The sequence below is a fragment of the Paenibacillus polymyxa genome, from assembly GCF_001719045.1.
Classification (GTDB): domain Bacteria; phylum Bacillota; class Bacilli; order Paenibacillales; family Paenibacillaceae; genus Paenibacillus; species Paenibacillus polymyxa_B.
In genome coordinates, this window is the sequence record NZ_CP015423.1 from 3,485,663 (window position 1) to 3,506,469 (window position 20,807).

Here is a 20,807-nt window from a genome sequence, read left to right on the forward strand (position 1 = left end):
GCACATTAAAGCTCATTTCAGGAATGTTCCAAGTTGAGGGAGGATACGGCTGGCAAAACGTAGCGCTCCAGCAGTGTTCGCGGATTTTTCCAACGGCTCACCTTGCTATCTGCTGTAAATACTGCGACTGCGTTCGCTTCTGGCACAAGATAAATTTGCTGTCCTCCATGTCCGTGCGCACACGCGTAGTTGATGCCGTGGAGTCGTCCTGTCCACCATTGGAATCCGTAATCTCCGAATTCTGGATAACCTTCAACCTGTCGCTGTGTCGCCTGATGCAGCCAATCGGCCGGAATCAATTCTTTTCCGTTCCAGCTGCCTTGATGAAGGCAGCAATCGCCGAATTTAGCCATGTCACGCGATGTCAGATATAGCCCGATGTGTCCCATGGTGTAGCCCTCTGGATCTTGTGCCCAACCACTTCTCCCGAAACCTAAGGGTTCGAACAGGTGCTGGAGAGCGTACGCATAGGCGTCAATCCCACAACAATGGGTCAGCAGAACGGACAACAGGTGCGAATCAACACTACGATATTGGAATACACCGAGTTGATCCTCCTGTACAGGTAAGCGTAGAGCAAAGGATGGCCAGCTTTTGCTGCGATGAAAACGGTGGATAAAAGCTTCTCCGAGCTTTTTACCCGTTTGCCAATACAAGCCGGATGTCATGGTCAACAGATGGCGAATCGTAATCTGCTCTAGCAGTGTTTCCTTCCGCCTAGGTAAATACTCAGGCAACAGCTTATGCACAGCCGTCTCTGGCCCGGGCATATCACCGCGAGCCATAGCTATGCCGATGAGCGTGGAAGTGAAGCTTTTGGTCGCGGATCGCAAATCGTTCAGAGAGCTTACTTCATGCCCGTTATAATAGCGTTCCCAGATCAGTTTGCCGTGGCGTAGTAGCAGGAAGCTGTGCATTTTAGGAAACTTGGCTTGGATTTCACGGTCTGCCTGATCAAGTAGGGAGACATTGACGCCCTCCTCTTCACAAGTTCCTATGTTCAGGGCAGACATACGGGCAACAGGTGCAGTGAACAGCGGAGCAAAGCGGCTCATCCTTTTCCCTCCTTGTTATGTTTATTTATTTTACCCCAAACACATACACTCCAAAAACCGATAAATAAGGTATACCCCCTGTGCAACAGCTGATTGAGTACCCAAAATGACATGATGCGTAAAAGATAGGTAAAATCAATGTAAATTTACTGGAAAGCTGAAAGCTGTATCTGAATATGTTATAATGGGGTAGTGATTCAGCCAAAAGAAAATCGGTTAATAATAGTGTCAGGTACATGCCTTGTATAAGGTGTTCCCGACCTAAGCTGCAATTAGACATACTACTTCACTGCATAAGGCATCAATACTTTTCGGCATTCTCTTCAACGGAGCACTTATTTTCAACGTTTTGGGAGGGAGTTACATGGCAACGAAAGGTCACAATGAAGTTAAGGAAAGTCTGCGGGAAATGACTCGAATTTTCCGGCCTAAGGATCCCAAAAAATTTGTAAAGGAATATGTGCGAAAATACCGGATTACAGGAGGGTATGAGGAAGAGTTGACCATGGTGGTGGAAAACGAACTCGGTCGCATAAATTCTTCAGTATCTTAAAGGGTTCGATTACCCGAAAAACTAGAAATACGACTTTTATAAACCGTCTATCCACAGAGGAGACGGTTTTTTTGTGTCCGCCTTGCATACAATGGGATAGGTTTAGTGAATTTGTATGCTCAAAGGAGGCGGATTCCAATAGAGATAGCAATACGAACACCGGAGGAAATCGGCTACATGAGGGAGGCCGGACGTATTTTGGCAGATTGCCATCGTGCGCTGGAAAGTCGTATTCTTCCGGGAATCACAACGCTTGAAATCGATGCTTGGGTGGAGCAGTTTTTAAGCAAGCGCGGAGCTACGCCTGAACAAAAGGGCTATAAAGGTTTCCCTTATGCCACCTGCGCCTCGGTCAACGAGGTGGTATGTCACGGTTTTCCCTCGGAGCGAGTGCTTCATGATGGGGATATTGTGACTATCGACATTGTGGTTAACAAGGACGGTTGGCTGGCTGACCGAGGATGGACCTATGCGGTAGGTAACATTAGCCGCCCGGTAGCACGACTGTTGCGGCAGACCCATAAGGCACTGGTGCGCGGGATCGAGGTTGCCCGCCCGGGGAAGACGTTGGGGGATATCGGGCATGCTGTGGAAAAAGCGGCAGGCTGGCGGCGGTTCGGCAACGTCAAGCCTCTGATCGGGCATGGCATTGGCCGCCAAATGCATGAGCCGCCAGAGGTTCTGCACTATGGTCGTCCCAAAACGGGATTACCGCTGCGCGAAGGGATGGTGATAACCATTGAGCCGGTATTTACCCTCGGAACCGAGGGGGCCGTGCTCTGGGGGGACGATGGCTGGACCATCAGCACAGCAGACGGCAGTTGGGGAGCTCAATACGAGCACACGATTGCGATTACAAAGAACGGTCCTTATATTTTGACCTCGTAAAAGAGAGTTGTGCCATAGGGAGTCAATGTGCGGGTCGTTAGCATAAGGCTCTCTAGGTAAGTTTTTTAGGATGACACATTCATCGTGGTTGTAGAGATTTTTCGATAAAGCAACAGATAAATCCCCAGCTCGACAGGCGAGGAAACAGCCATCACAATTCCCGCCATTTTGCCGTCCAGTCCTGGAAAAAAGCAGATACACAGAATAAGCGCGAGAATCGCAAAGCTCACAGAAAACAGCCTACCGATAAAGATAGGTTTAGTATTACCGATTAATATCGACCGTCCTATAAAATATTCCACCCAAGGATAAAATGCAACATAGACAGCCAGTATGCGAAGCAGTCCTCTGGTTTCTAGCAACAGTTCTCCTTCCAATCCCAATACACTCCGTAACACAGGATCACCAGCAAATCCGAAGGAGAGTAACAGGAGTAGCATTGGCGACAGGATAGACAAAAAGCCTAAAAATATCAGCACTTCCCTGTGCTTGGTCGTATAAAATTGAATCACAATTTGATGCAAAGAGCTGCAAAACCAGACAAATAGATTTAGGATTTGCAGTGCTACAGAAAAGGATGCCACGGCCAACAGTGGATCAGTTGTATTGTTCAGCGCAGCTTGGATGGAAGGATTCAGGATAACCAGCACCAGGCCGAATATAGCAAAGGAAGGTAAAAAGGTAGGAGATGCTTCGCGTGATGGATGGTTTGCTCCCCGTTGTCAGGAGGCAGCTTTCTTTTGAGAACCCGGCCTTCTAAAAAAGTAACGACCAGCTCTATGAGAATACCTGCAATAAAAATGGCGGCACCGACTCGTCCGTCATTCGTCCAGCCGGCACGGATCAAAAACCAGGAAGCAATTAGCATCACGATAATACGTATGGACGAGCTGAATGTCATCCATGCCGTTCGGTGCTTGTTAATAATAAGTCCCTGATATATGTTACGGACAGCTACCAATATGTATAGTAAAGTAAGAACCTGAAATACGTTCTTGGTGGGTTCGATCAATACTGGGGACACACCAAATACATATTGAAAGACCAGATTGCCTACAGGCGTCAACCCGATGCACCAGCCGATGATCAATACAGCCACAGCCACGAACGTACATAAAATACCGATAGAATGAACGGACTTGCGATCATAACCAAATTTCGTGGTCATCTGCCGTACAGCGGTTAACGGAGTTTCCAACAGCAGGCACAGGCTGACGGCGACCGCATAGCTGCTTAATGTAAACGAAGGATGTTTCGAAAAACGGATTATCCTATCCAACTTCACTAAACAATGAATATCCTTATTATAGATCAAGATTTGGATCGTCGATATAATAGAGTGCATAATATTGGAAACCAGGAGTGGAACTTACATGAACATCAGGGAAGCAACGATATCAGATGCCGAGGGCATCGCCAAGGTGCACGTAGATTGCTGGAAGACGACGTACAAAGATATAATGCCTGCCCAGGTTCTGGAACAGCTTTCCTATGAGCAAAGAACAGAACTGTGGAATGCGAATCTATCCAGTGAAGACGGTCATCGGGTATATGTTGCTGAAAATGAGAAGGGGGAAATCATCGGATTTGTGAGTGGGGGTCCAGAAAAGTCAGGTGAATACCCCCCGTATGGGGGAGAAATAACGGCTATTTATGTTTTGAGTGAATACCATAGTTTAGGCTTGGGGAAGAGACTATTTTTACGTCTGCTTCAACATTTTAATAGTATGGATATTCACTCTGTAATCGTATGGGTGCTAGCAGATAATCTAGCATGTACTTTTTATGAAAGGATGGGGGCCAAACTTATAGTAGAACAACATATTATAAATATGGGTGGCAAAAATCTGAACATGGTGGCTTACGGTTGGATACTATTCGGATAGAATACGCTTTTGTCCTTCCAAAGCACGAATTGGTGCGATATTTTGCGTAAATTCCAACGTTCCCAGATAGCGGCCCTCTGCATCACGGATGGCAAAATAACGGATGTAGACAAATTTGTCCTTGATTGGAATCCAAAAATCTTCAACATCCTTGCGACCTGCCTTAAAATCTTCCAGCAGCTTCTCAACGACATGCACGCTTTGGGGTGGGTGGCAATTCTGTACGGTACGACCAATGACGGCTTTCGTGCGCGCGAAGATTCGTTCCTTACCATGGGAAAAATAGCGAACAACATCATTTTCATCAATAAAAGTCAGGTCAACGGGTAGATGATTCAACAGTAGTTCCAATTGTTGTACAGATATAATCCCCGTCTCGAATCGCACGAAGCCCTGCGGTGTTCCAGATGTGCCTTCCGTTTGCTCAAGGGCTTCTGCCGGTTCCTCTGCCCGTTCAGGTATCCATTCACGTTCGGGAGCGGTCAGGCAGAACCCGATTTCTTCGCTTTCCCGCGCTATTTTCAGCCACTCATCCTCTGTCAGCTTACTGAGTGCCATCGGCAGCAAAATATTCTCTTCCTTGAATATCATTTCATTCACTTCGCTCATGATATGGGCAAGTGCCTTCCCAATCTGTTCACGATCTCCGTTATATTCGGTGAGCAGACTCTTTGCCTCCTTAATAGCGGCACGAATGCTGTCGTCCACACCCCACATAACTTTGGTTGGGCCAAAAATTCCATAGCGTTCTAGATAAGGAAAGACCAGATTTTCTTTGCGGCTATAGTGCTTGTCGAGATCGAGCAGCAGACTTAAATCTTCCAGTAACTTGTAGATGATTTTGGGGCTGTCGTCCTTTTGAAATTGGTCCGCGTGCAATGACAACTTGAAGTTGACCAATCGTTCGATCTCCCGATTTTCCAGCTTGAAGGTATGAACGGGATGTCCCGGTTGTTCCTCTGGTCCTGAAGGACGGTGAATATCCTCAATGGAACCCTTGAATATCGATGTATGCACGGAACAAAGACGCTGCACTTCCGATACGGGAATCCCCTCCTCGGTCATCAATGCATGCTCCATAGCTGAAATTTCCGCTACGCTTACTCCGCCAACAGCCTCTGCGAAACGTGCTTTGACTTCCTCCACGCTTTTCCCGGCATGTAATTCTTTTATAATTTCCTTTAGCGTTTGTTGGCGTTCCGTTAATTCCTGTGCTGTATGTTCACGGTTGTTAATTAGCTCGCTCATGATTGTTAGCTCCTTTATTTTTGAATGGTAAAACCATGTTGCAAAAACGTGCTTTCCACGGTTTCCATAGCTACTTTTTTCATTGCAATACCTTTGGACAGTGTCATAAAACGACCTGCGGTCTGTAACATGCCAGGCTTGGCGATATCGTGAAAACCCAGCTCTACCATAATGTCCTTCACTTCGGGGTAACGGTTAACAAGGTTAAATATCGGCTCATCCCAGTGCAGTATCTTATCCATTTGGTCATCCCCTTGATTGAGAACGTTTATCATTTACAGAGTAGCATAGGTTCTGACGAGCTTTTGTGATTGTACGCACAATTTACATTCAGGTGTTGACAGTTGTAATTCATGGTTTATATACTGTGTATAAAGATATATACAGTAATAACACTGATTACTGTAATAATAACTTCGTATGAAGAGAGAACGAGGTCGTCATTACAGGCAGTGCAGAAGGGATCAGGATAAGAAAATGACAATCATCAAGCAGGCATGGAAGATTAACCGGCACGATTTTCGTAACAATCCATATGTCATGCTGTGGACATTGCTGTTTATTGCGTATTTGGGATTTACTATGAGTTTTGCTGTAAGTGTGCAATGGGGTGAACTTGGAAACTTGAGTCCAGTAGCCGATTTTATCATGCTGGTGTTGATTCCGTTTCTCGGATTCATTTATAACCGCCGTGCATTTAAATATCTTCAGGAAGATTCCTATACGCATATGCTAGCCTTTTTCCGCACCTTGCCTATACCGATGAATGCGGTGATTATGAGTCGAATTCAACAGGCGCTTTTGGCGTTTGTTGTGAACAGTGTAATATTTTTCACTCTATTGTTTACGTTGTCAGCTACGTTTCGGGTATATGCCAGTACAGGTTTCTTTGTATCGTTTGCACTTACCTGGATAGGCTACGGCATGCTGATTCAAGCCATTTATATTCATTTGGAATTTCTTAAAAGAGGAAAATCCTACTTTTGGCTATCCATTGTCATCATGCTCATTTGTGGGATAGTTACGATTATAGTTCGAGTATGTGGGGCCAATCTGGTATCGTTAACGGCATTTTATAGCAAGGAATGGAAGCTGTTGTCTCCGGTGATGTGGGGAGCGTTGCTGGCAGGAGTTCTGGGTATGTGGGTGTCCTATAAGGTGACACAGCGTAGGCTTATGAAACGGGACTTAACTTAGGGGTATGTGTACAAAGATAGATAAAAAGGGGGGAGAAGCAGGTGAATATACCAGTGCAAATTGATGAGAATAGCGCGGAACCGCTGTATGCACAAATTGAAAAGCAACTTCGTTCACTCATCGTAACCGGACAGATTGCAGCGGGAACGCTGCTTCCCTCCATTCGGGAGTTTGCAGGGACGCTCCGCTGCAGCGTCATCACCGTCCGGCGGGTCTATCAGGATTTGGAGAACGAGGGCTTGCTTCGTACCCGGCAGGGGACGGGCACCTTCGTAGCTCTGGTCGAGGACGATAAGCGCTCAGGTTACCGCCTTAAAGCAGTGACCGAGGCGTTGGAAACCGCGATTGACACAGGCATTGCTGTGCAGATGACAGAACAGGAATTGTTAGTGCTTTTCGCAGAAATGGTGAAGAGAAGGTATGAAGTCCAAGTGAAGGAGTGACGCCCGTGAAGAACGAAGTAAATCATCCTGTGGAAGTTCCTATGGGGATACAGATAAAAACACCCATTATTGAGATGAGCCAAGTCTATAAAACCCGAGGTAACCGGGAAATTGGACCGATTAATCTAACCATTGAACCGGGATATGTAGTCGCTTTGGCTGGACATAACGGATCGGGCAAAAGTACATTGATTCATCTGCTGACTCAGCTTATCCACCCGGATTCCGGTGAAATCCGTTGGTTCGGTCAAGCGTATCCAGACGGCATGCCGGCAGATACACGACAATGGGTTGGGTATATGTCAGAGCAGCCAAGCCGGGAGGAAGATCGAATCACGGCAGAAGAAGCAGCGGCTTTTCGAGCCTTGTGGTATCCCGGCTGGGATGAAACACGTTTTCAGCGTCTGATGGAACGATTTCAGGTCCCTCAGCATACGAAATTATCGCGCATGTCCAAGGGAGAGCGTCGTAAGTTTGAACTGGCTGCAGCCTTGGCACCTCACCCTCGTTTGTTGCTGCTGGATGAGCCTTCGTCGGGTTTAGACCCTTTTGCCTGGAAAATCATGCTGGAGGAACTGCGGGATTGTATGGAGAACGGCAAAACGACGGTCATTATTGCTACTCATATTATAGACGAGATCAAGCGTTTGGCGGATTATATTGTCCTGATGCATGATGGCAAGCTGCTCGGCAAGCTGGAAAAAGACCATTTGCTCGAAAATAGCAAAGAAATGTGGTTTGAAGGCACGCCAGAGGAGGCATCGGAGCTTCCGGGAGTGGTAGAGACGGAGAGCGAAGGCGGATTGCAGCGAATTGTAACGTTGGCAGCCGGAGAGACCAGCGCCATATTGGAACAAGCGGGCATTCGCCCTATCCGTGTGCGGCGTTTGGAGCTGGATGATATTTTAATACATTGGTCTGCTGGACAATTATCAGAAGATGCGGAGATATACACGCAGAAAAAAGGAGCGGAGTAATCATGAGCATGCTGCAATTGAAAGAGGTCGTGAAGCAATATGGGAACCACACGGCGGTGAACGGAATTTCGCTGAATGTGAACGGCGGGGAGATTTACGGACTACTGGGAGGCAATGGAGCAGGAAAAACGACAACGATGCGCATGGTGCTCGGTCTGATTTACCCTGATGGGGGAAGCATTCAATATGAGGGAAAGCCCTACAGCAAGGAGCTTCAGCGGACGATGGGCTATTTGCCTGAGGAGCGTGGACTATACCCCAAGGTGAAGGTGAGCGAGCAAATTAACTATTTGGGCAGGCTGCGCGGCATGTCGGCCAAGGAGGCGGACAAAAGTCTACGCTACTGGCTGGAACGCTTTGGAGTGCCGGAATACTACGACAAGCGGATTGAGGAGCTATCCAAGGGGAATCAGCAGAAAATGGGCTTTATTGCCGCTGTTGTGCATCGCCCAACGCTGCTTATCTTGGATGAGGCCTTCAGTGGGCTTGATCCAGTGAACGTTGAATTGCTTAAGGATACGGTGAAAGAGCTGCGGGACGATGGGGCTGCGATTTTATTCTCGACCCACCGCATGGAGCATGTGGAGGAACTGTGCCGCCATATTACGATCTTGCATCGCTCAAATACAGTTGTGCAGGGAAGTGTGCAGGAGATTAAGGGCCGTTACCCACGTGAAAAAGTTCGTCTCATTACTACAGGTGAAGTGAATGGACTGGAGCAGCTGCCCGGCGTGCGCCGTGCAGAGCCTATGGATCGCGGCTGGATGCTGCATATTGAGCAGCCGGATGCGGCGAAGCTGATTTTACAAACGGCGTTGGAGCAAACGGATGTAGAGCATTTTGAGATCAAGGAACCTACGCTGAACGAGATTTTCATAAGAGAGGTGGGGGATTCCCATGAATAGACTGGGTACGGTGATCGGTTTTACGTTTCGTCAGAAGGCGAGAACCAAATCTTTTATCATTACAACGCTGGTACTGGCCTTGCTCATTACGATTGGTATGAATCTGCCGTATTTGATTTCTTTGTTTAAAGGAGATGGGGCAGGAGGTTCGGGCACAACGGCAGCCGAGCATCATCGCTTGGGACTGATTGCTGGGAGCCGGATAGAAGTGGCAAATCAGCTGGAGCAATTCACCAAGGAGCAATCCAACCCGGCAGCCATCTGGGTGCGTTATGACAGCGTACAAACGCCGGCCATGCAGCAAGCCTTGAAAAACGGGGAGCTGCAAGGTTACGTGCAGTTCACGGAGCCTGCCGCCAAGGGAGACGCGTTTCCTAAAGTGGAGTACGTCTCTGTAGAAAAAGAGCCATCTCCTGCTGTAATTACATTGTTGCAGACGGGACTTCAGGAAGCTAAAGTCAAAGCCATTATGGGCGGCAATGCATTGACCAGCGATCAAATTCGTGAAATTAGCACACCTGTATTGGTGGATAGCAGGGAAGTAGACGGTCCGTCTGAGGCAGGGGGAGCCGTGGGGACAGAGAAAAAAGAGACCTCTATGATTAACTATGGTTTGGTCTATGTACTGATGATTTTATTCTTCACCTCCTCCATGATGACGGGGAATATGATTGCTGCAGAGGTGACATCGGAAAAAAGCTCACGTATCATGGAGATTCTCATCACAAGCGTCTCACCGTTGACCCAGATGTTCGGAAAAATTATCGGCATTTTCCTGGTCGGCCTGCTGCAAATTGCTGTCTTTGCAGCCGTTGTATGTGCCAACCTTATGCTGCCGCATAATAATGTCATCCTTAGCTCAGCCGGGCTGGATCTGTCGCAACTGAATATCGCGGTATTGGGCTATGGTCTGGTATTTTACATCCTCGGATACTTTCTGTACGCAGTATTGTTTGCTGCGGTGGGCTCTATCGTTAGCCGTACCGAGGAGTTGGGACAGGCGATCATGCCGATTACCGTGCTGTCACTGGCAGCCTTTTATATCGGTATCTTCAATATCGCCGCACCGGATACGATTTTCGTAAAGGTGGCCGGGTATATCCCATTTTTCTCGCCGACTGTCATGCTGTTGCGGATTGGTCTGGAGCGGGCGAGCCTGCTGGAAATTTGGCTGTCACTTGGTATACTGGTCGTCTCCATTTTGTTGTTCGGTTGGCTGGCCGCCAAGATCTACCGTACGGGCGTCTTAATGTATGGCAAACGTCCTTCATTCAAAGAGTTAAGAAAAGCTATGAAGGCTTACAAGATTTAAATTTTTTAATTGCGGTGTGAGTGTGTGGAGTTATGAATAGTTATACATTGTTATACATTAAATAATATTTATTTTCTCCGAATGGGTGGGTTCGATTGTGAACCTACCCATTTTCCATTGAACACAGTTATGGTTCTTTCTGTAAACAAAATCACTAATTTGTCCGATACATACATAAGGATGATTTACTGTTAAATATACCCTTGAAAATTATGATTTCACATATCATTAAAATTAGACTTCGGTTTAAGATAACCAACTACTTGATACGTGCAGCCTATGTAAATGTGACGACTAGAAAGGAGATAGAGCGTGAATCGTGAAGAGGTTTTTCGACATTTTAAAAATGAGATCTATGAACCCCTAAAACATCGAATGTTATTCGCATTGGAAGTCTATTTCCAAAATCATAAGCATGCCTTGGCTAAGGCATTTTGCAATTCACTGGAGCAGATATTTGAGAAAGTCAAGTTGATGCAGCAAGAAGGTAATAAACAGGCCTTGGGATATATATCTTATTCCATGCTTCGTACCGAATTAGCAAACGGAAGGGCGACCTATTTAGTGGAGGCGATGGATAAAAGATGGTTTATGGATCTCCATACTTGTCGAGATACCTATAATGCAGATTGGGCATTTCACTACTTGCACGAGTGGGAGACGGAATTAAGTAAGCACGCTAAGAAATACGGTGGAAGAATCGGATTAGATGATATTGAAAGGATGAAATTGCGCGCGGCAATACATATTCATCAATATATCATTGCTCTGGCGCGTTTTAGTATCACAGAAGCGTGGCTGGATGAAATCCAGTTTGCTCATGAAATTCAGTTAGAAGATGTGTTTGAGATGAGGGTCGGGGAATATTGGGACCAAAGTGAAGTCGTTTTTAAACGGGATGTGCGTGTCAAAGATTCCAATGTGATTAAAGACTGGCTAGAGGAAAAAAAGCCCTATGACTACATACATGAAGTTTTCCGCAAGATCGACGGGTCTCAAGGAAATTATGAGGGAATACGTCTACAATATACTGATTTGAGTGAAAGTTCCTTTATAAATAGTGATTTTACGGGGGGCAATTTGATTGGTTCCTGTTGGTATAAAGCATATTTACAAGAGGCTGATTTTAGCGATTGTTTGATTCAAGAAGCTCGTTTTGAAAAAGCCAACTTAAGAGAAGCTTCTTTTCGAGATGCAGTAGCTGTACCTGGAATATACCAGTCTGAACGATGGGAAAGACCTGGTTTTCAACCCGTAAGTTTTGCAGGAGCAGATCTTACAGGAGCCACATTTCAGGGGGCTTACTTACAGGATGCAGATTTCACCGGGGCTATATTGCAGGGGGCCGACTTCATTGGTGCAGCTATAGAGGGTGCCTGTTTCGAAGGGGCGGTGCTGGATGGAACCCGATTTAGTTTAGGCGTGCATCCAATTGCCCGGGATCTAACTTCATTTGGATGAAACCATGTGGGACAGACGCAATGTAAGGGACGTGGCATAGTGGAGTATTTTCTTTGTCAACACGATGATCGGATGTTGTATGCTGCTGTTCCCATATGGGACGAAGAGGCCAATGCAGAGATGGTAAATATTAATAATTGGACGGAATGGCCCTCTTCTTATGCTGCACAGTTTAAGGTCAAGGGTCACGATTACACGGTTTACCCTGATATTCTGATGGGTTCGAGGATGATGGTATCTGATTCTGTACATGAGTTGTTACAGGTCTATTCGCCGAGCCTCTTCAGTCGTATGGCTTTGTTTCGGGATATGGAACGTTCTCAGCAAAAGTTGTACTGGATGATTCAGCCCCCTTTAGTGAACTGTGTAGGTGAGCTAAGTACATTTCATCCCGGAGGAACATTGATGAAGTTGGTAGTAGATCGAGAGCGCACCGAGGGAAGGCCCTTATTGCAAGTTCAAGGTTTGCGTGAAACCTGTACATTAGTAAATTTGGCATTAGCAGAAAGTCTGTTGCGGAGGGGAACGAGTGGTATCTCCTTTCAGAAAGTCGATATGCAGTAACGAAATGGGAGGAGATATTTGTGGAACATTTGGATAAGAAAATTGTTTCTTTGCTACATACGGTAACATCAGAAAATGCCGAAAATAATCCATCCTTAACTGAGGATGAAGCTTTAAGTCACGCACACGAGAAGGAGCCGTTTGGGCAAACATTACAAACATTCATGCAGCTTGCAGGGGAAAGTTTGGTTTTTGCTCAGAGGTATTTAGTGGATGAACGTATCAGTATAACAATGCCAAAGAGCTTTCGGGATATGCCAATTGATGAGCAACTATTAAAATATCCTTCTCATCATCGCCCAGATTTTATTTTCACTAATGAGGCAGGCACGATTAACTTAACCTTCAAGCATACCGAAAGCCCGTTGCAAACAGAAGAGTTGGAGGACTTTACGGATGAGATGGCTCTGGTGGTAAAACAAACCCAGAAGTTGACCGAATGGTTTGGCCATGAAGTGTTGGAGGTAGGAGAGAAGCGAATAGGATACTGCGAATTCATGACGCCTGTATGGAATGCACGTATGTATAATTTATCTTTTTTTACAGTATTGGAAGGACGGGCGCTAATGTGCTCGTTTAACTGTACGGAAGAAGAAATGGTGACCTGGAAGCCCGTTGCCCGCAGTATGCTGCTAACGTTGAAAATCGAACCCGAGCGAAAGGAAAGTAAACCCTTATGACATTAACTAACATTACATATGATCGGTTGCAAATTACACCATTTGAATTGGTGAGTATCCAGGAATTGCGTATGACCAAGCGGTTGAATGAGCATACCCGGCTCTCTTTTACAGCTATTTTACCTGAAGAATTACAGGACAGTTATGTTCAATTGATCGAAGCCGATTCCCCGGTTTGTGTATCACAATTGGATGAGGCAGGAACGCCAACACCGCTATTTAACGGAACGATACTTCATATGGAAGTCAAAGCTGTCCGAGATGTGTATTACCTGGAGGTCGAGGCTATATCACACACGTATAAATTGGATATTCGCAAAAAAGACAGGTCTTTTCAGGATAAAAATATGAAGGTAGGGGAATTGCTGCGGGCTGTAGGTGGGGATTATCCCGGTTTTGACATTATTGATTCGGCTACAGGGGGAGCAGCTTTAGGTCGCATAGCGGTCCAATATCGTGAAACAGATTGGGAGTTCCTCAAGCGGATCGCTTCGCGTTATCATACTTCACTCACGCCTGCCTCGGTGTTTGATGTGCCTAAGTGTTATTTTGGTGTTGAGGAGATCCAGTCAGGACTTGATTTAACGAATTATCATTACACCGTCAGTAAACGAGTCGCGGATTATCGTTATTTTAACGGCAATGATACAGCACATGTAAACGAGCATGATTTTATTGATTATCTGGTTGAGGCCGAGCAAGTTTTGGAGTTAGGCAGCACCGTTACTTTTAAAGGTAAAAGCTTGTACGTGTACAAGGTAGATACTCACATGCAAAAGGGTGTGCTACAGCACGTGTATACCTTAACTTCTCACAAGGGGTTGAGGCACAAGGAAGTTTTTAACGAACAGCTTATTGGTCTGTCTTTACCAGGTAAAGTCATTCAGGTAGAGCGAGATCGTACCAAATTACATTTGAATATAGATGCCGTTCAAGACCCTACGAAAGCCCACTGGTTCACGTATGTTTCTCCTTATACTGCGGAAGGACATAGCGGATGGTACGTGATGCCTGAGTTGGGAGATACCGTGCTACTCTATTTCCCTGCCCATCGGGAAGAAGAAGGCATGGCAAGTACATCTTTGCGCCAAAAGAATCAGAGTGTAGAGCAGCATGCGCTTGCTAATCCCGACATCAAATTATTTCGTACCGCCCACGGTAAGGAAATCAAATTAACTCCCGATGAAATTGTAATCACCAGTAAGGAGGGAGCTGTGTATATACAGTTAAATGAAAAAAATGGTATTCATATTGTAAGCGACAAACAGATTCATTTCTCAGCAGGAGGAAATATCTCCATTCATTCCGGCAGTAAAGTGAAAATCACGGCAGGGGATGAAATTCAAATGACGAGCAAAGGCAGCACCGTATCGCTGGGCGGAATGACAAATGTTCTGGGCAGTGAAGTGAAGACGAACTAAGAAAGGAATGAAAGGGGGAATAGAAGAATGGCAAATAAGTCTCATTCCGATAAGGAACCTATTCAAGCTGGACGGGGAAGTAAACAAGGATATGTTGTTGCTGGGGCGATCTTAAGCTGTAGCTTTGGTACGCAACCGACACGTCTCAAACGTCCGTTCAGTCACGGAGTATATGTAAAAGAGAAAGCGCAAATGAACGTTGGAGATTACTTGCCAGGAACCCATATCAGCAATTTCGGTCGTTGCTCCTGTCCAGCTAATCCAGCGGTCAAAAGCAGTGACATGGTGGATATCTACGGGGTGAAAAAAGCGAACTGTGTTCCGGTCATCACCGGACCCTGGATCGGCGGCAAAAGTGATGTGCTTGTGGAGGGAGAACCAGCCTTGCTGGATCAATGCTCGAATGCGTGCCTATACGGGGGAATGATTCGGATTACAGACGATGGCCAGACGCTGGAGTAAGGAGGTACAAGTTGAATCACACACAAACGATGTTAACGTATACGGAGTTGGAATGTACAGGTCCATATCCTCTTCAAACGATAAGCGAACTGCGTATTGAACGAAAATTAAATGACCATGCCCGGTTAAAGATCAGTGGATGGTTAGATGAAGAGCAGAGAGATCATTACATAGAACAGGATCAGGATAACGAACCGGTCATTATCCGTACCAAAACAGAGAATGGTCAGCCTGAACGCATTTTGTTCCATGGTTTATTGGTCCATGCAGAAACACGGATGGTGCGTGGCATCTATTATGTGGAGCTTGAAGCCGTTTCTCATACGATTCAGTTGGATATCACACCTGCAACGCGGTCTTATCAGGATACCTTAATGCCCTACGGAAATTTGATCAAGCAAATCATTCAGAAGTACAATCAGGCCGATGTTATTGATAACATAACAGATAGTACTATCTTGCATGAATTTACTTTACAATATCGAGAGACGGATTGGGCCTTTCTCAAACGGATGGCTTCCCGGTTTGGAACGGTGTTGATCCCAGAGATCTCATTGAATGGACCTAAATTCTGGTTTGGTATGCCTGAGGGGCAGTACGTTGAGATGAAGCATCCGGTTTACCGTACTCGACGTAGTTTTGATCCGAAAAGGATAGCGGAATTCAGCTACATGATGGAGAGTGAAACGCTTGCCAGGCCCGGAGACCTCACGAATTGGAATGGTGAGCAATGGATGGTGGCAGAAGTCACTTCTGAATTGCGGAAAGGGTTGCTATTACACGAATATGAACTGGTTCACGAACAGGGAATTCAGCAAACAGAGATTTTGTGCCCCCACCTCACAGGAGCTTCACTCGAAGGACGTGTAATTGAAGCTGAATCAGGCCGAATCCGTGTTCATCTTACAGTGGATGAAAAACAAGATCGGGATAAGGCGTGGTGGTTTCCATATGCCAGCAGTTATACCGCCGAAGGACATAGCGGTTGGTACGTCATGCCGGAACGAGGAGATACAGTATCTGTCCGCTTCCCTACAGAGCAGGAGGCGGATGGATATGCGGCAAGTTCCATACGACAAGGGCGAAGCTCGTCCCTCAAGCTCACTGATCCAGCCACCAAGTATTGGGGGACTCCTCATGGCAAGGACATCAAGCTGAGTGCCAGTGAATTGAAGGTGACAGCTAAATCGGAACAGGTTCACATTTCAATGAATGGTTCAGGTATTCAGGTCGTCAGTGAACATGAATTGTCATTGTCGGCAGGCAAGACGCTCTCCTTGCATGCGGACGGGGAACTGAATATTCAAGCTACCGATGCTATTTATTTCAAAGCGGGCAGCAGCAGCTTGGTGTTGGATGGAGAAACGGATATACGGTCTGCTAAAGTACAGCTGGAAGGCACGGTTAAAAGACCGGTTTTTGTTGCTGATTTAGCACCGATTTGGGAGCCCCCATTAATGTCTGTGAAAGCTTATGCGGAGGCGCAAGCGGCGAAAAGTGCAGCAAACAGCAGTACAGGGGGAAGCTCCAATTCAAGCGTTACATCGAAAGATAAGGGAGCCGTTAAGTCAGCTGTAAACACTCCCAGCTCACCGAAGGCTAGTCTACTCGATGGCGTATTGGGATTAGCTCAGAAAGTATGTGATGTGGCTGCGTCTATTCCTGTATTGGGTGCCATACCGAAAGCAGCAAGTCAAAAAATAGCTTCGATTCGTTCCGAAGTGGCTTCCTCAGGACCGTCATCCATAGTTAAACATGCGGCAGCAGGATTGTCCATGATTGCCAGCGTACCTTCCCATGGTTGGGGAGTGGTGTTGGGGAAGACCGCCAAGGTTGCTGCCCAAACCTTACATGCGCACGCGGAGGAACAGAGGGCTCGTGAACGGCATGCGACGATGGATTTTCTTGGTAAGGTATGGACGAGTGCCAGAGGGTATGGAGAAGTACAATCCATACATGACTTCATCAACTATGTAAAGGGAGTCAATCAGGCTTCCGTCCAAGCCTATAGCGATATTCCCCCTGATATACGGGAACGATGGTATCAAAGAAATGTGGATCAACAGTTTGAAAAGGCGCTGGATGCTTATTATAATAATCAGGATCTCTCCATAGATATAGTCGCATTGATGGAACATCAACGGCAGACAGACAATCATTTTCGATATAGTGACAGAGCTTTGATGAGTTCCAAGTATCGGGATGATATGAAAGGGTACACGACAGAACAGAAGAAATATCTAATTGATTTTCTGAATTCAATTGACGAATATAGGAAAGAGTATGGGCCGTATAGGGAAAGCTCTTTTATGAAAGACCTGGATGAGACTGAGCGGATTGTGTTTAATGAAATCAAAAACTTTGCCTATGAGAGTGTAGAGGACATGGCAGAGAGGCTTCGGAATTTCCCTAATATAGATATTCTCCAAATGGTGATCGATAACATCGAAGGAAAACAAGACGTAGCAGATAAAATTGTTAAAGTCATAACGGATCCAGATGCTGCTTATGAAAAAACGATAAACAGCTCCAAACAAGAAAATGCCCGTCTGTTAGTAGAAGCAGCATTTTTATTTGCCGTTGGAAGGAAAGGAAAGAATCATTCTAAAGATGACGGTGCTTCACCAGGAGGATCGCATAATGATCATTCTTCTGAGGAGACGAATAATGGTGGTTCGGGCGGTAGTAGGACTAGAATAATTTCAAGTGCTGATGATTTATCAGACGGGGCAAGATCAAAAATAACGACTAGCCAACAAGCTACTTTAAATCTACACGACAGGGTCTATACTCATGTAACACCAGATGATTTATTAGGAGCTGAAAAGGAATTAAAGGGAATACCGCTCTTAAGAGAGGATGGTTCACTAGTATTGAGGGAAGATGGATTGCCATTTAACCATATGCAAGAAGTTTCAGACTCATATAGAGGATTGGAAAAGCTTAAAAAAAGCTATGAAGGAATTCTTAAAAATCCTAATTTAGATAGTGAATTGAGACAATTGTATACTAGTAAAATTAATGAGGTAAATGCTTCTATGAATAAAATAGAAGATATTTTTGCTCCATTTGGAGGAATATTACCTCCAAAATAATTATCAATAAGGCGGTGTTGAATGTGTTTGATAGAACTAAAAAACTTAGTTTGTTTATAACTAAAGAAGCATATGAAGAAGCAGTCCAAAATGCAATAGATAATCCTAATAGTCCTTTAGTCAAATGGTATCTAGATATTCTTGATAAAACGCTTGAAAACTTAGAAAATTTTGATCTTATACGATGTATAAGACAAAATATTTTTGTGGAAATGGTCGTTTTTGAAATTATTCAAAGGATTTTAAAGGATAATAACCCTTTTTTTGCAGAGATTGATACAGTAGAATTAACGGAAAAGTTATCATCTGTTGATCATAAAATCTTAGAAGCAAATAAAGAATCTTTAATTAAAATAATTAGTTTAATCATAGACAATGATCTAATTAATAAATCAGACATTTGGTTATACGAAGATGAGAAGGATGAGTATAGGACATATATAAATAAAATTAATAGAAAATTAAAAGTGGGCTATTGATAGTTTTTTGAACTGAATAATAGCTTCGGTAGGTATTGGCACAGACCGAATACAAGGCGGTGAGCCAAGCCTGGATTATAAAATGGGTGGTAACTGGTAAATAGTTGCCACCTTCTTTATGTCTATGTTTAAGATTACAACTTAGGGGACGGGTAATGTAGCTGATGAGGTAAGACCAATTGATCATAAAACTGGAGAAATAATTTATCATGACTGGATTCCTGCCAGACCTATTGATCTTGTAACTGAACAGTATCTCATTGACAAAGTTGTAGAAGCTAGATCAAGGTTATCTAATAAATATAAAGATAAAGATAAAGGGAATTTTGCATATGTTAAAGCGGAAATTGAGGGGCTTGATCAGTCGGAATTCTTTGCACATAGTAAAATTAGTGATCCGAACAAAAAAATTCCTGGAACTGAAAATTTTTTTTTTAGACCCAGAAAACCCTTCATTTCCTGCTACTAAGGCCTCTTTGGATGAGGGGAAAGGTGATATTATTCTCAGAGATATGGATACTGAATATAAGATCTTGAATGATATTGATAAGAAACTTGGGGATAATAGAGAAGCGAAGGGTACAATTACTATGTTAACGGAAAAAGATACATGTGGAAGTTGTAATTTGGTTATCAGCAATTACAAATAGTGTGTTGGGTCAGTTTGGACGAGATTGCGAGAATACTCTCAGTGAGAAAATGATTGTGTATACCACTTTAGGGGAGATACTCATACGCAAAATTACCTAATCCCAGATGAAATCGTTTCAGAAATAAAAAGTTTCGATGTTAACGATACAAAGGATCAACTTCTTCAAGTAGAAAAAGATCAGTTAATAAATCTTATTAATAAAGTATTGGAGAAATCAAACAATAGTTGAAAGTGGGTCTGTAAAATGATTAATGGCGAACCATTCCGTAATCCCACGTTTTCGTCCTCTGTCCAACATACCCCATGATACAAGTTCAAGCAGGACGTTGACTGCATTGCGGTCCAATAAGAAACAGCGGCGGATTTCCTGCGGAACTTCGGCGTAAACATGGTATTGACTTCATAGAGATGTGTCGCTTCTTCGTCATCCGATTGTTCAGCAACGCTATTTCTAAACAAGCTAGACTGTAGTTCTTCCCAGTTCGTTAGTTTCAAGTCCATAACTGCTTTTCCCTCGAATTAAGTCTGAGTGGACGGCTAGCCTTACCATGACCTACTCTTTATATCAACTGGTCGTCACTAGAGTTCTTACGCTATAACCATCGCGGCAAGTAGTCAAATTATTGCGGACAATTTGCAGATAAGTCCTGACAATATTAGTGGTCGGACTATCTTTAGTTGCATTTTCTTTGACACTATATCCATCGGGGTATCTAATCATAAAGTTGTGTTTGTTTTCAAAAATCCGCAAGAAAGCGAATATAACAAAAAACAGGTCACCGGGCGGAGCGCGGCGGTATTCGCTCCAAAGCGGTTTTTACGGGAGGAATACTTTACTCAGAATCAAAGATAGAGTTCCGCCGCCATTCCGCCTTGCCGCTTCAGGAGGCTCGTTAAATGGCTCTGAGACCGTACGGAATCGCCTTACAGGTGTTTCTGTGAGTTGGTCGAGAATTGATGTAGACACAATAGTGTGGCTCTACGAGCCGTATAGAAGGCTACGCGAGTGTTCGGTACTACTCATCTTCCATGACAAGTAACTCATGAAGGTTAATATCTAATGTTCGGCAGATATGCTCCAATGTATCGAAAAAAGCAGTAGTCACGTTGTCTTGGCAAAGTCGGTTAATTGTACTGGGTCGAACATTCATTAGCCGAGCCAGTTCCCGTTGTGACATATTTCTCTCGGCAAGAATCTCTTTGAGTCGAATCCTGATAGGCATATTGCATCTCTCCTTCAACAAGCAGAAAAGGGAGCAGAGTTTATTGATACCACTACAGGCTTAAAGTGGGAAGTGAAAAGTTTTGAATCATATCCAAGTGGTAGGAACGGAGTACCTATAACAAATCCCAAAAAGGGTGCTTTTTCTATTCAAAATGGTATGCAAAAAATACAAGAAGAATTTGCTAAAGGGAATGACGTAATTATTGACACAAAAAAAATGGTGCCTGAGCATATTAAACAACTGAAGAAAGCAATTGATGAAGCGGGAATAGCAAATAGAATATTGTGGTATCCTTAAGGAGTG

23 protein-coding genes are annotated in these 20,807 nt (G+C 44.7%); 17 read left to right on the forward strand and 6 right to left on the reverse strand.

The window, feature by feature from the left end; translation table 11 throughout:
* Window positions 1-17: 17 nt before the first annotated feature.
* On the reverse strand, window positions 18-1,055 hold the full coding sequence (locus tag AOU00_RS15580; protein ID WP_069291009.1) for a serine hydrolase domain-containing protein: 1,038 nt from the start codon (window positions 1,053-1,055) through the stop codon (window positions 18-20).
* Between the two features lie 364 nt (window positions 1,056-1,419).
* On the opposite strand from AOU00_RS15580, the gene AOU00_RS15585 reads away from it, so the two are divergent.
* Together AOU00_RS15585 and map are read left to right on the forward strand one after the other, a co-directional pair.
* Window positions 1,420-1,608 carry a hypothetical protein gene (locus AOU00_RS15585; RefSeq protein ID WP_007428354.1) on the forward strand — a complete coding sequence of 63 codons (189 nt, stop codon included), beginning with the start codon at window positions 1,420-1,422 and terminating at the stop codon, window positions 1,606-1,608.
* Between the two features lie 105 nt (window positions 1,609-1,713).
* Window positions 1,714-2,496, forward strand: coding sequence for a type I methionyl aminopeptidase (gene map / locus AOU00_RS15590; protein ID WP_081330718.1), 783 nt, complete (start codon window positions 1,714-1,716; stop codon window positions 2,494-2,496).
* 65 nt (window positions 2,497-2,561) lie between these two features.
* Here the strand turns inward: map and AOU00_RS27110 are convergent, their stop codons facing one another.
* Both AOU00_RS27110 and AOU00_RS27115 read right to left on the reverse strand, forming a co-directional pair.
* Entirely contained in the window at window positions 2,562-2,954 is a 393-nt protein-coding gene (locus tag AOU00_RS27110) for a hypothetical protein (RefSeq protein ID WP_237166190.1), read from the reverse strand.
* Between the two features lie 176 nt (window positions 2,955-3,130).
* Window positions 3,131-3,781 (reverse strand): hypothetical protein, encoded by a 651-nt coding sequence (locus AOU00_RS27115; RefSeq protein WP_231109477.1) that lies wholly within the window; start codon window positions 3,779-3,781, stop codon window positions 3,131-3,133.
* A gap of 88 nt (window positions 3,782-3,869) precedes the next feature.
* Here AOU00_RS27115 and AOU00_RS15600 point away from each other — a divergent pair, with 88 nt between their 5' ends.
* Window positions 3,870-4,382 carry a GNAT family N-acetyltransferase gene (locus tag AOU00_RS15600; protein WP_069291010.1) on the forward strand — a complete coding sequence of 171 codons (513 nt, stop codon included), beginning with the start codon at window positions 3,870-3,872 and terminating at the stop codon, window positions 4,380-4,382.
* Here AOU00_RS15600 and AOU00_RS15605 read toward each other — a convergent pair.
* Window positions 4,371-5,630: a DUF438 domain-containing protein gene (locus AOU00_RS15605; protein ID WP_061831089.1), complete on the reverse strand. Its 1,260-nt coding sequence runs from the start codon at window positions 5,628-5,630 to the stop codon at window positions 4,371-4,373. The two genes, AOU00_RS15600 and AOU00_RS15605, sit on opposite strands and share 12 nt — an antisense overlap.
* 14 nt (window positions 5,631-5,644) lie before the next feature.
* Window positions 5,645-5,872, reverse strand: a complete 228-nt coding sequence (locus tag AOU00_RS15610) for a DUF1858 domain-containing protein (protein WP_069291011.1) — start codon at window positions 5,870-5,872, stop codon at window positions 5,645-5,647.
* A 235-nt stretch (window positions 5,873-6,107) separates the two neighbouring features.
* On the opposite strand from AOU00_RS15610, the gene AOU00_RS15615 reads away from it, so the two are divergent.
* The 13 genes from AOU00_RS15615 to AOU00_RS15675 all read left to right on the forward strand — a co-directional run bounded on the left by AOU00_RS15615 (window position 6,108) and on the right by AOU00_RS15675 (window position 19,276).
* Window positions 6,108-6,827, forward strand: coding sequence for a hypothetical protein (locus AOU00_RS15615; RefSeq protein WP_069291012.1), 720 nt, complete (start codon window positions 6,108-6,110; stop codon window positions 6,825-6,827).
* 41 nt (window positions 6,828-6,868) lie between these two features.
* Window positions 6,869-7,270 carry a GntR family transcriptional regulator gene (locus AOU00_RS15620; RefSeq protein ID WP_013308618.1) on the forward strand — a complete coding sequence of 134 codons (402 nt, stop codon included), beginning with the start codon at window positions 6,869-6,871 and terminating at the stop codon, window positions 7,268-7,270.
* A gap of 41 nt (window positions 7,271-7,311) precedes the next feature.
* Window positions 7,312-8,247: an ABC transporter ATP-binding protein gene (locus AOU00_RS15625; protein WP_069292058.1), complete on the forward strand. Its 936-nt coding sequence runs from the start codon at window positions 7,312-7,314 to the stop codon at window positions 8,245-8,247.
* A gap of 2 nt (window positions 8,248-8,249) precedes the next feature.
* Window positions 8,250-9,152 carry an ABC transporter ATP-binding protein gene (locus AOU00_RS15630; RefSeq protein ID WP_069291013.1) on the forward strand — a complete coding sequence of 301 codons (903 nt, stop codon included), beginning with the start codon at window positions 8,250-8,252 and terminating at the stop codon, window positions 9,150-9,152.
* Entirely contained in the window at window positions 9,145-10,464 is a 1,320-nt protein-coding gene (locus tag AOU00_RS15635) for an ABC transporter permease (protein ID WP_061831093.1), read from the forward strand. The genes AOU00_RS15630 and AOU00_RS15635 overlap by 8 nt, the downstream gene beginning before the upstream one ends.
* 312 nt (window positions 10,465-10,776) lie before the next feature.
* Complete coding sequence (locus tag AOU00_RS15640; RefSeq protein ID WP_069291014.1) at window positions 10,777-11,925, forward strand: pentapeptide repeat-containing protein; 1,149 nt, start codon at window positions 10,777-10,779, stop codon at window positions 11,923-11,925.
* Between the two features lie 6 nt (window positions 11,926-11,931).
* Window positions 11,932-12,489, forward strand: coding sequence for a hypothetical protein (locus AOU00_RS15645; RefSeq protein WP_061831095.1), 558 nt, complete (start codon window positions 11,932-11,934; stop codon window positions 12,487-12,489).
* Between the two features lie 20 nt (window positions 12,490-12,509).
* Window positions 12,510-13,169 carry a hypothetical protein gene (locus AOU00_RS15650; RefSeq protein WP_069291015.1) on the forward strand — a complete coding sequence of 220 codons (660 nt, stop codon included), beginning with the start codon at window positions 12,510-12,512 and terminating at the stop codon, window positions 13,167-13,169.
* On the forward strand, window positions 13,166-14,590 hold the full coding sequence (locus AOU00_RS15655) for a phage baseplate assembly protein V (RefSeq protein ID WP_061831097.1): 1,425 nt from the start codon (window positions 13,166-13,168) through the stop codon (window positions 14,588-14,590). The genes AOU00_RS15650 and AOU00_RS15655 overlap by 4 nt, the downstream gene beginning before the upstream one ends.
* A 27-nt stretch (window positions 14,591-14,617) precedes the next feature.
* Complete coding sequence (locus AOU00_RS15660; RefSeq protein ID WP_016818723.1) at window positions 14,618-15,052, forward strand: DUF4280 domain-containing protein; 435 nt, start codon at window positions 14,618-14,620, stop codon at window positions 15,050-15,052.
* A gap of 11 nt (window positions 15,053-15,063) precedes the next feature.
* On the forward strand, window positions 15,064-18,147 hold the full coding sequence (locus AOU00_RS15665; RefSeq protein WP_061831098.1) for a phage baseplate assembly protein V: 3,084 nt from the start codon (window positions 15,064-15,066) through the stop codon (window positions 18,145-18,147).
* A 23-nt stretch (window positions 18,148-18,170) separates the two neighbouring features.
* Window positions 18,171-18,626, forward strand: a complete 456-nt coding sequence (locus tag AOU00_RS15670) for a contact-dependent growth inhibition system immunity protein (protein ID WP_146032465.1) — start codon at window positions 18,171-18,173, stop codon at window positions 18,624-18,626.
* A 332-nt stretch (window positions 18,627-18,958) separates the two neighbouring features.
* Window positions 18,959-19,276: a deaminase domain-containing protein gene (locus AOU00_RS15675; protein WP_069291016.1), complete on the forward strand. Its 318-nt coding sequence runs from the start codon at window positions 18,959-18,961 to the stop codon at window positions 19,274-19,276.
* A 1,018-nt stretch (window positions 19,277-20,294) separates the two neighbouring features.
* Here the strand turns inward: AOU00_RS15675 and AOU00_RS15685 are convergent.
* Entirely contained in the window at window positions 20,295-20,501 is a 207-nt protein-coding gene (locus AOU00_RS15685) for a helix-turn-helix domain-containing protein (protein WP_061831102.1), read from the reverse strand.
* A 72-nt stretch (window positions 20,502-20,573) separates the two neighbouring features.
* Between AOU00_RS15685 and AOU00_RS15690 the strand changes: the two genes are divergently transcribed.
* On the forward strand, window positions 20,574-20,801 hold the full coding sequence (locus AOU00_RS15690) for a hypothetical protein (protein WP_061831103.1): 228 nt from the start codon (window positions 20,574-20,576) through the stop codon (window positions 20,799-20,801).
* Window positions 20,802-20,807: the final 6 nt, after the last annotated feature.

Bases quoted from the DNA above. Each gene is read 5' to 3' on its own strand.
- AOU00_RS15580 (WP_069291009.1), bottom strand. From the start codon at position 1,055: ATGAGCCGCTTTGCTCCGCTGTTCACTGCACCTGTTGCCCGTATGTCT.
- AOU00_RS15585 (WP_007428354.1), top strand. From the start codon at position 1,420: ATGGCAACGAAAGGTCACAATGAAGTTAAGGAAAGTCTGCGGGAAATG.
- AOU00_RS15600 (WP_069291010.1), top strand. From the start codon at position 3,870: ATGAACATCAGGGAAGCAACGATATCAGATGCCGAGGGCATCGCCAAG.
- AOU00_RS15605 (WP_061831089.1), bottom strand. From the start codon at position 5,630: ATGAGCGAGCTAATTAACAACCGTGAACATACAGCACAGGAATTAACG.
- AOU00_RS15610 (WP_069291011.1), bottom strand. From the start codon at position 5,872: ATGGATAAGATACTGCACTGGGATGAGCCGATATTTAACCTTGTTAAC.
- AOU00_RS15615 (WP_069291012.1), top strand. From the start codon at position 6,108: ATGACAATCATCAAGCAGGCATGGAAGATTAACCGGCACGATTTTCGT.
- AOU00_RS15625 (WP_069292058.1), top strand. From the start codon at position 7,312: ATGGGGATACAGATAAAAACACCCATTATTGAGATGAGCCAAGTCTAT.
- AOU00_RS15630 (WP_069291013.1), top strand. From the start codon at position 8,250: ATGAGCATGCTGCAATTGAAAGAGGTCGTGAAGCAATATGGGAACCAC.
- AOU00_RS15635 (WP_061831093.1), top strand. From the start codon at position 9,145: ATGAATAGACTGGGTACGGTGATCGGTTTTACGTTTCGTCAGAAGGCG.
- AOU00_RS15655 (WP_061831097.1), top strand. From the start codon at position 13,166: ATGACATTAACTAACATTACATATGATCGGTTGCAAATTACACCATTT.
- AOU00_RS15660 (WP_016818723.1), top strand. From the start codon at position 14,618: ATGGCAAATAAGTCTCATTCCGATAAGGAACCTATTCAAGCTGGACGG.
- AOU00_RS15675 (WP_069291016.1), top strand. From the start codon at position 18,959: ATGTTAAAGCGGAAATTGAGGGGCTTGATCAGTCGGAATTCTTTGCAC.
- AOU00_RS15685 (WP_061831102.1), bottom strand. From the start codon at position 20,501: ATGCCTATCAGGATTCGACTCAAAGAGATTCTTGCCGAGAGAAATATG.